This is a genomic window from Peribacillus sp. NPDC060253, from assembly GCF_042727425.1.
GTDB lineage: Bacteria > Bacillota > Bacilli > Bacillales > DSM-1321 > Peribacillus.
On the sequence record NZ_JBHXAS010000162.1, the window covers coordinates 1 to 8,394 of the forward strand.

Below are 8,394 nucleotides of genomic sequence, written 5' to 3' on the forward strand. Positions count from 1 at the left end.
TAATAAATGTAATATTTAGTCAATTAGCATCTTTTTATAGAATTTGCTTTTGCAAAGGAGTAAAATGAAGCTAATGACATCTTGTTTTTTCTAAATGTTTCCGAGGAGTTATAGGGTGGGTATAGCAAGTACATAGTGACAGCTGAAATGCTGTCCGACATATCGGTTGTTTTCATTTGTTCAGAATAACAATGAAAAGAATAAGGAGTGATTTTTTGAAACCTTCAACAAATCGCATGTTAACCCGTATTAAATCCGTTTATATGTTCATTAGTAATAACGGTACGGTTTCTACTCAAGAGCTTGTAGAAGAATTTGGCATCACTCCTCGAACTGTGCAGCGCGATTTAAATGTCTTAGCATACAATGACCTTGTTCAAAGCCCAAGCCGTGGCCTTTGGACGACAACAAGTAAAAAGGTGAAGATGTCATCGTAAAAAGAACGACCACCCGAACAAGATCGATATGTAAAATACTTTGAGGCGGACAATATTTGTCCGCCTCATTTTTCCTCTTATCATCATTCTGCAGGTTGGCCCGCTTTTAACTGTTCAAGCTCTTCTGTCGTTAACTCTCGGTATTCACCAAGCTCAAGCTCCTCATCAAGCTGTAAACTTCCCATGGAAAGACGCTTAAGATAGACGACACGTTTGCCAACGGACTCAAACATTCGCTTCACTTGATGGAACTTCCCTTCCATGATCGTCAGCTCGATATCCGATGTCAGACCTGATTTTAGAATATTCAATTCACCCGGTTTTGTTTCATACCCATCATCCAAGGTCACGCCGTTGCGGAATGCCTCAATATCCCGTTCCGTCACTTCGCCATCAATGACCGCAAAGTACGTTTTAGGGACATGTTTCTTCGGGGAAAGCAGTTGGTGGGCAAGCTTTCCGTCATTCGTGATCAGCAATAAACCTTCTGTGTCTTTATCCAAACGACCTACAGGAAATGGCTCGAATACGGAATCTTCTGGCTCCAAGATGTCGATGACCGTTTCTTGGTGTTTGTCTTCCGTTGCCGACAATACGCCTGGCGGTTTATTCATCATTAAATAGATGAACTCCCTGTATTCAACACGTTCACCATGAACCGTCACGATTTCTGCTTCAGGGTCGACTTGTTCTTTCGGATCTTTCAGCAGCCGATCATTGACCTTAACGGCGCCGGATTTCAGGAGTTTTTTCACTTCTTTCCTGCTGCCATAACCAATATTGGATAATATTTTATCTATTCTCATCGTTTCCTCCTAAAGCCTTTTCAGTAAAAAGCCTTGCCCATTTTATGACAGGCAAGGCCAATATAATTTAATCTGGGAATTCACTTATTTTATACCCTTTATTTTACACATCAAACTTCTATCTTATAATCCTAATTTTTCTTTTAAACGATCGATACGGGTTCCGAATAGGCGATGGGCCAGTTTGCTTTTCAAGGAAAGTGCTGCAAAAATGAGAGCTCCGAAAGTGGCACAAATGGCCACGATCAGGATCGCTTGGAATCGCCCTTCCGTTGTAAACCACAGCGCTAATAAACTGTTCATGCCCCATACCGACAGTCCCATTATCGCGGAAAAAACAGTGATCAATACGCTCCTTCTGATAGTAAGGCTATAACGATATCCAGTAAAGTAGGTAATGACATACATATTCAGCAAGACCGCAGCTAAATAGCCAAATGCCGTTGCATAAACGGAACCTTCCGTTTCAAACAGCTTGATCATGGGGATATTCAAGCTCAATTTGATTAAAAAACCTAAAAGCAGGCTGAGCACCGTATATTTTTGCTGATTGATCCCTTGTAAAACAGCCGCCGTAATGGAAAAGAGTGCAAACAAAATGGAAACGGGCGCATATGCCTTCAGGACACTGATTCCAAGTGGATCATGGCTGTAAAAGGCGCTATAGATTGGATCGGCCAGCACCGACATCCCAACGACAGCGGGAATCGTAATGAACAACAAAATTTGAAAGGCTTGGTCCAGCTGGCGGTTGAACTCTTCGGTATTCTCACTTGCATATGCCTTCGTCACCGAGGGAAGAAGCGCCATCGAAAACCCGGTTGCAAGCGTCATAGGAATTACGACAAGCTTCTGGGCATATACATTCAAAACCCCAAGGGCATCTTTAGCAACATGCTGTAAACCGATGGAAGCCATCGCTTTATTGAAAGACAATAAGTCCGCAAACTGAAACAATGGCATCGCGATTCCGACAAATATGAAAGGAATCGACGAAAGAAATATTTCTTTATAAATCTCCGGCAGGGAAATGTCCATCGTCCCCCGGTCATTCTCCATCAAGCTGTCCAAACGGGGTTTTTGTTTTTTCCAATACCAAAATAACACCACTAAACCGCCGACAGCCCCGACCGTCGCCGCGAACGTAGCTATTTGAATGGCCTTCACTAATTCTCCATCCAGGACATTTAATACAACATAAACACCGGCCAGAAGGAACACGATGCGGACAATTTGTTCAACAACCTGCGAAATGGCCGTCGGCTCCATCGCCTCATGTCCTTGAAAATAACCGCGGATGATACTCATGAACGGTACAAAAATCAGGGCGAAGCTGACTGCCCGTATGACCGCCGTGACATCCCTGACATCTTCCTTCCTGACACCAAAGACTTCAGTAAACATCGGTGCCATCGTATAGAGAATCAAGAAGGCAAGAAAACCGGTAACAACCATTAATTTCAGGCTCGATTTAAATAACTTCTCACCGACCGCGTATTCCTCAAGCGCATTATACTTCGAAATGAATTTAGAAACAGCAAGCGGCATGCCTGCCGTTGCAAAACTGATGAAAATGGTATAGGGGATATACCCATATGAATAGAGTGAAGCCCCTTTATTCCCAACCATATGTTCAAATGGGATGACATAAAATAAACCAAGAACCTTGGAAATGATCGCTCCCAGCGTTAATATAAAAGCCCCTTTTAAAAATTTAGACGACATCTAATCCCATCCTGCCTCTGTCAGTTACGTTTAACACGCTTTTTATCTTAACATAATAAAGTTTTTTTTCTATAGAAAACTACACTCAAGTTTATCGTTTTCGAAGATAATACACAAACAAATCATTCCTCTTTTTCTACATTCGCAATCTGACGGGCTCTTGCTATATAATAGAGGGACTGAAAATGATAAAGTGGTGATCAATATGAAATATGATGTAGTGGTAATTGGCGGCGGCCCTTCCGGATTGATGGCAGCAATTGCAGCCGGGGAAAAAGGTGCCCATGTATTGTTAGTGGATAAAGGCGAGAAGCTTGGAAGGAAACTTGCAATCTCGGGCGGAGGACGCTGCAACGTGACGAATAGGCTCTCTATCGATGAAATCATTCAGCATATCCCTGGAAACGGGCGATTTCTATACAGTGCTTTCTCAGAGTTCAACAATGAAGACATTATTCAATTCTTTGAAAAATTGGGCGTTGCTCTAAAAGAAGAGGACCATGGCCGGATGTTCCCTGTAAACGATAAGGCACAAAGTGTCGTGGATGCCCTGCTGACGCGCCTGTCGCATTTAAAGGTTACGATTTATAAGAACTCCCCAGTTGCTGAAGTACTCTATGAACATGGAAAAACAAGCAGTGTCCGGTTGAAAGATGGACAGACAATTGATTCAGATGCAGTCGTGATCGCTGTCGGTGGAAAATCAGTTCCCCATACCGGTTCAACCGGCGACGGCTATGCATGGGCTAAAAAGGCGGGGCATACGATTACTGAACTGTTCCCGACTGAAGTTCCCTTGCTTAGCCAAGAAACATTCATTAAAGATCGAACGCTTCAGGGTCTCGCACTCCGGGGTGTTTCATTGAGTGTCCTTAATCCAAAAGGCAAGGCCTTGATTACGCACCAAATGGATATGCTCTTCACCCATTTTGGCGTCTCTGGTCCAGCTGTACTAAGATGCAGCCAATTCGTCGTGAAAGCGATGAAAAAGTGGAACCTCTCGGAAGTGACCATGAAACTCGATGCCCTTCCCGATCGAAACAAGGAAGAAGTCTTTCAAGACATCATAAAAGAAATCAAAGCCGAACCGAAAAAAGCCATTAAAAATACATTAAAAGGGTTGGTTCCGGAACGGTATCTTCACTTCCTGCTTGAACGAAGCGGCATCGACCTTCAAGAACAAGGAGCGACGATCTCAAATGAGAAAATTCGCCGATTTGCTGAACTATGCAAGGAATTCCAATTTGGAGTACACGGCACCCAGCCGCTAGAGAAGGCCTTCGTCACAGGCGGCGGCGTATCCGTCAAAGAAATCCATCCAAAAGAAATGGCTTCCAAACTAATGGACGGACTGTATTTCTGCGGTGAAATTTTGGATATACACGGATACACAGGCGGCTATAATATAACATCGGCATTAGTAACCGGAAGACTTGCCGGGTTGAATGCTGCCATGTATGCCCGTTCATAATACACAAAAAAGGCTGATCTAGTTGGATCAGCCTTTTTTTGTGTATGATTTCGTTTGTAGTGGCATTCATTCAGCGTTTGCCTGGAGAATAATTCGGTAATTCCGCAGGCAGCCCTCTTTTTTCGTTTGATTGCACAGTTTTCGACCCGCCGCATCGTTATTCGTCCCTCCACTATTTTTTTTCGTCCTCATCGCTGTTTATTCGGCCGCCTTCGGCCTATCCTTAATAAATTTCTGGATGATATCGAAAAGCCTCCAGGTCAATGGTATTCCGATTGGTGAATGTGACGCCTTCACTTTCCAGCATCGCCTTCTGGTGTTCCGCAGCTCCCTCTGCTTTTATGCCGATTTCGCCTTTGGCATTGATTACCCGATGCCAAGGAAGGTCATGTTTTTTGCTGCTTGAATGAAGGATCCTTACGACCTGCCTTGCACCGCGCGGGCTTCCAGCAAGCTGTCCAATCTGGCCATATGTCATCACTTTACCGGAAGGGATATGTTGAATGATCTTAATAACCCGTTCAGTAAAACTATCCACATTCTTCGCCCCTTTGTCCTATCTGTTAGTCAAAATCGTAATTTTTTCATCGGTTATGAGGATTTCATGATGCTTGATCAAGTCTGCTTTAAGCACGTCAGGTACTCTGCAGTCATCGTAAGCACAAACAGAAATCAACCCTCGTTCCGTTATCAATTTATCGATTCCTTTTTCATATTCACCTATCGCAACGCTTGCTTTATCTTCTTGGCCCCATTCCACATGACCCCAAGTTCGCACGAGTTGATTTTGTTTTGAATATGAATCGATATTTTCCAAGAAATAATGAACCATCGTTGAAGGATGGAAGTCTCCATGAAAACAATAAAAATCAAAATTATTAATAAGATTCACTTTCTTCAATTGCTCTTCATTTAAATGAAGCTGTAATTTTTTTTGCACGAAAGGAAAGATGCGATCATTTTCCACGACCAGGATATTGTCTCCTTGCTCAACACCGGCAATAATGAATGTTGCCTCGTTTTCAATGTAGGTTTCCAATTCATTAAAACAGTATAAGATATGGCCTCCACCTGATTGTTGCATATTTTCTATCAGTTGTTTCATATTGTTATCCAAAAAGAATCTCTCCTTTAAATACACCAGTCCGTACTATGCATTACGTTTAACTTTACCTATAATCCGCTTGTTTGTAAAATTCATAAAAGGATATAATCAGTCTTTGCTAATTTATCCCTTTGAAGTTCGTCCTTAAATTACAGGATAATACGGCACATAACGCGGGTTATAATAATAGGCCATATTGAGACATCCAAAGACTTTTTTTCTACCCTTCAGCCTATTCCAGGTGCACGGCAACGAGTCCTGCCCAGAGGTTATTAATCATTAGTCATGTTGCACGGCATTTGCCCGGCCGACATAAAGTAATCCGTCTAAATTCTTTTTTAGGAGGACTCCTCATGGCAGAAGATAAGAAAAAGAAATCATCTGGTAAAGGGTTTCCCATGCATGCGAATTATGGAAAGATAACTCGTTATCAAGACGTCCCCATCACGGTTCCGATGCAATGCCAAGGTCAGACGTTTGAACTGGCTCCCACCTTTGTCTACCTCGCTTCTGATGATTCCTGTTTCGTGACCGGACAAACACTTCTGGTCAATGGCGGGGAATCGACTTCATCCTAACATATCTTACTGGAGACAAAGTCAGGGTTTTGCAGATTAAAACTTAATGAAAAAAAGACTACCTTGGTTGCCCCTCGTGCAGCAATAGGTAGTCTAATATTTTTGCAAAATGAAAACGATAGGGCCTCATGACTTTATTTTTTCTTATAAATGATCATCGCACTAAAACAGTAAATCTGTTCCTCTTCCTCTTCACCCGAAGTGGCGACATTGTATTTGATATCGACGATTTGATTCTCACGAATGTCTTCCAAGAAGACGTTCATTTCATCCTCTAGGTCCTTTTCATGCTCATAATCAAATAATTTCACTTGAATCATCGGCTCTCCCCTGCCCTTTTACTATAATGATAGTTATTGTGCAGGATGCCCGTTTTTCATGATGATTATACCTGTTTTGTTTGTAAAGCGGATAATAATGCAGCCACTTCATCTCCGACTTCTTCTGTAGAAGCTGCCCCTCCCATATCTGGGGTCAGGGCTTTTTTATCGACCATCACCTGTTCGACCACGTCCAACACTTTTGCGCCCCAATCCTCATGCCCAAAGAAATCAAGAATCTGACTGGCAGACCATATGGCGGCAAGTGGATTGGCTATGCCTTGGTGTGCAATATCCGGTGCTGAACCATGAATCGGTTCAAACATTGAAGGATATGTCCGTTCCGGGTTTAAATTGGCTCCTGCCGCCAGTCCCATCCCGCCTGCGATGGCAGCACCTAAATCCGTGATGATGTCACCAAACAAATTGGAAGTGACAACGATTTGAAATCGCTCGGGCTGTTTGACAAAAAACATGCTGGCGGCATCAACCAAATATGAATTCGTTTCAACATCCGGATACTCAATCCCGACTTCTTCAAATACCTGATCCCAAAAAACCATGGAATAATTCAATGCGTTCGCCTTGCTTATACTCGTTAGCGTCCTGCCCGTCTTACGAGCCAGTTCATATGCATATCGGATGATTCTCTCCGTTCCTTTTCGTGAAAAGACCCCAGTCTGCAGTACGACTTCTTCCGGCTTGCCTTTGAATAGCCAATCACCAGCACCGGAATATTCCCCTTCACTGTTTTCACGGATGACAACCATATCGATTTGATCACGAGTAACGTCTTTTAATGGGCAGGGAGCACCTTGAAGCAATTTTACAGGCCGAACATTCACATATTGATCAAATTGCTTTCTGATTTTCAGCAAAAGTTCACGTAATGAGATATGATCCGGTACACCAGGATAACCGACCGCCCCAAGATACACGGCTTCAAACTTCTTCAATTGTTCCAGCCCGTCGTCGGGCAGCATTTTACCGTGCTCAAGATAATATTCACAGCCCCATGGAAAATATGTAAACTCGAAAGAAAAATCCCCTGCAATCCCAGCAACTTCTTCAAGGACCTTTACACCCTCATTAATCACTTCTGGGCCTATCCCGTCACCCGCGATGACCGCTATTTTATAAACATTCATCCTTTATTCTCCTTTATCTATATTTTCTGATTTTTTTCATCCTAATTTTAACATATAACTTTTCATCCCTATTCCTAAAGGGGAAATTTTCTGAAGAATGATCATAAAACATTGATAAAATCGTTCATGAAAAAGAGCCCCTTCATTGAAGTGAACCCAAAAAGTTAGACACTTTATTTAATTAGGCAGCCTTGAGGGCATGAATCCGGTAATCTACCGGGCTCATGCCTTTTAATTTTACCTTGATTCGTTGATGATTGTAGTAATGGATATATTCTTCTAGTTCTTGTTTGAAATGCTCCATGCTTTCAAATTCTTGAAGATAGAGTAATTCGGATTTTAATAAGCCAAAGAAGTTTTCAATCACCGCATTATCGAGACAATTTCCTTTGCGGGACATGCTTTGTGTCAAATCATGGGAGTATTGTTTCATCTGATAATGCCAGCCCTGATCTGAATGAAGAATGGGTGAATCTTTCGATTCCAAGCGATCAAAGGCTTTATCCAGCATTTTGGAAACGAGCGGATAAACAGGCCGAGATTCGATATTATAGGCGATGATTTCTCCATTAAACAGATCAAGAATGGCCGATAAGTATAGTTTCTCCCCAGCTAGATGGAATTCTGTGACGTCTGTCACCCATTTTTCATTTGACTTTGCCGCCTTGAAATCACGTGCTAGAATGTTGGGCGCAATCTTGCCGATTTCCCCTTTGTACGAACGGTATTTCTTCATGCGAACCAATGACTTCAATCCTAGTTCATTCATCAATCGGAGAACTGTTTTATGATTGATGCGAGCAC

General features: G+C 42.5%; 10 protein-coding genes and 1 pseudogene. 3 read left to right on the forward strand and 8 right to left on the reverse strand.

The window, feature by feature from the left end:
* The first annotated feature begins 215 nt into the window (after positions 1 to 215).
* Positions 216 to 437, forward strand: coding sequence for a DeoR family transcriptional regulator (locus ACFWE9_RS24380; protein ID WP_034309346.1), 222 nt, complete (start codon positions 216 to 218; stop codon positions 435 to 437).
* 83 nt (positions 438 to 520) lie between these two features.
* Here ACFWE9_RS24380 and ACFWE9_RS24385 read toward each other — a convergent pair whose 3' ends face one another.
* Both ACFWE9_RS24385 and ACFWE9_RS24390 read right to left on the reverse strand, forming a co-directional pair.
* Positions 521 to 1,243: a pseudouridine synthase gene (locus ACFWE9_RS24385; RefSeq protein ID WP_230154440.1), complete on the reverse strand. Its 723-nt coding sequence runs from the start codon at positions 1,241 to 1,243 to the stop codon at positions 521 to 523.
* Between the two features lie 123 nt (positions 1,244 to 1,366).
* Positions 1,367 to 2,968 carry a putative polysaccharide biosynthesis protein gene (locus ACFWE9_RS24390; RefSeq protein WP_230154439.1) on the reverse strand — a complete coding sequence of 534 codons (1,602 nt, stop codon included), beginning with the start codon at positions 2,966 to 2,968 and terminating at the stop codon, positions 1,367 to 1,369.
* A gap of 205 nt (positions 2,969 to 3,173) precedes the next feature.
* Here ACFWE9_RS24390 and ACFWE9_RS24395 point away from each other — a divergent pair, with 205 nt between their 5' ends.
* Positions 3,174 to 4,439 (forward strand): BaiN/RdsA family NAD(P)/FAD-dependent oxidoreductase, encoded by a 1,266-nt coding sequence (locus ACFWE9_RS24395; RefSeq protein ID WP_230154438.1) that lies wholly within the window; start codon positions 3,174 to 3,176, stop codon positions 4,437 to 4,439.
* Positions 4,440 to 4,505: 66 nt separating this feature from the next.
* Here the strand turns inward: ACFWE9_RS24395 and ACFWE9_RS24400 are convergent, their stop codons facing one another.
* Genes ACFWE9_RS24400 through ACFWE9_RS24410 form a run of 3 tightly spaced genes read right to left on the reverse strand, consistent with a single transcriptional unit; the run spans position 4,506 to position 5,556 of the window.
* Positions 4,506 to 4,631: a hypothetical protein gene (locus ACFWE9_RS24400; protein WP_290370494.1), complete on the reverse strand. Its 126-nt coding sequence runs from the start codon at positions 4,629 to 4,631 to the stop codon at positions 4,506 to 4,508.
* Between the two features lie 31 nt (positions 4,632 to 4,662).
* On the reverse strand, positions 4,663 to 4,977 hold the full coding sequence (locus tag ACFWE9_RS24405) for an MGMT family protein (protein ID WP_290370493.1): 315 nt from the start codon (positions 4,975 to 4,977) through the stop codon (positions 4,663 to 4,665).
* A gap of 18 nt (positions 4,978 to 4,995) precedes the next feature.
* Positions 4,996 to 5,556 (reverse strand): MEDS domain-containing protein, encoded by a 561-nt coding sequence (locus ACFWE9_RS24410; RefSeq protein ID WP_230154437.1) that lies wholly within the window; start codon positions 5,554 to 5,556, stop codon positions 4,996 to 4,998.
* A gap of 440 nt (positions 5,557 to 5,996) precedes the next feature.
* Between ACFWE9_RS24410 and ACFWE9_RS24415 the strand changes: the two are divergent.
* Positions 5,997 to 6,122: pseudogene (locus ACFWE9_RS24415) on the forward strand (SDR family oxidoreductase); the annotation flags it as partial.
* Positions 6,123 to 6,256: 134 nt separating this feature from the next.
* Here the strand turns inward: ACFWE9_RS24415 and ACFWE9_RS24420 are convergent.
* The 3 genes from ACFWE9_RS24420 to ACFWE9_RS24430 all read right to left on the reverse strand — a co-directional run.
* Positions 6,257 to 6,442, reverse strand: a complete 186-nt coding sequence (locus tag ACFWE9_RS24420) for a sporulation protein Cse60 (RefSeq protein ID WP_230154436.1) — start codon at positions 6,440 to 6,442, stop codon at positions 6,257 to 6,259.
* A 65-nt stretch (positions 6,443 to 6,507) separates the two neighbouring features.
* The gene (locus tag ACFWE9_RS24425) at positions 6,508 to 7,590 is read right to left on the reverse strand and encodes a tartrate dehydrogenase (RefSeq protein ID WP_230154434.1); all 1,083 of its coding nucleotides are present in this window, start codon (positions 7,588 to 7,590) and stop codon (positions 6,508 to 6,510) included.
* Between the two features lie 181 nt (positions 7,591 to 7,771).
* Positions 7,772 to 8,394, reverse strand: a 623-nt coding sequence (locus tag ACFWE9_RS24430) for an IS3 family transposase (RefSeq protein WP_377359232.1), incomplete at its 5' end; no start/stop codon positions are given.

Coding starts and splice junctions, on each gene's coding strand:
- ACFWE9_RS24385 (WP_230154440.1), bottom strand. CDS start 1,243: ATGAGAATAGATAAAATATTATCCAATATTGGTTATGGCAGCAGGAAA.
- ACFWE9_RS24390 (WP_230154439.1), bottom strand. CDS start 2,968: ATGTCGTCTAAATTTTTAAAAGGGGCTTTTATATTAACGCTGGGAGCG.
- ACFWE9_RS24395 (WP_230154438.1), top strand. CDS start 3,174: ATGAAATATGATGTAGTGGTAATTGGCGGCGGCCCTTCCGGATTGATG.
- ACFWE9_RS24400 (WP_290370494.1), bottom strand. CDS start 4,631: ATGAGGACGAAAAAAAATAGTGGAGGGACGAATAACGATGCGGCGGGT.
- ACFWE9_RS24420 (WP_230154436.1), bottom strand. CDS start 6,442: ATGATTCAAGTGAAATTATTTGATTATGAGCATGAAAAGGACCTAGAG.
- ACFWE9_RS24425 (WP_230154434.1), bottom strand. CDS start 7,590: ATGAATGTTTATAAAATAGCGGTCATCGCGGGTGACGGGATAGGCCCA.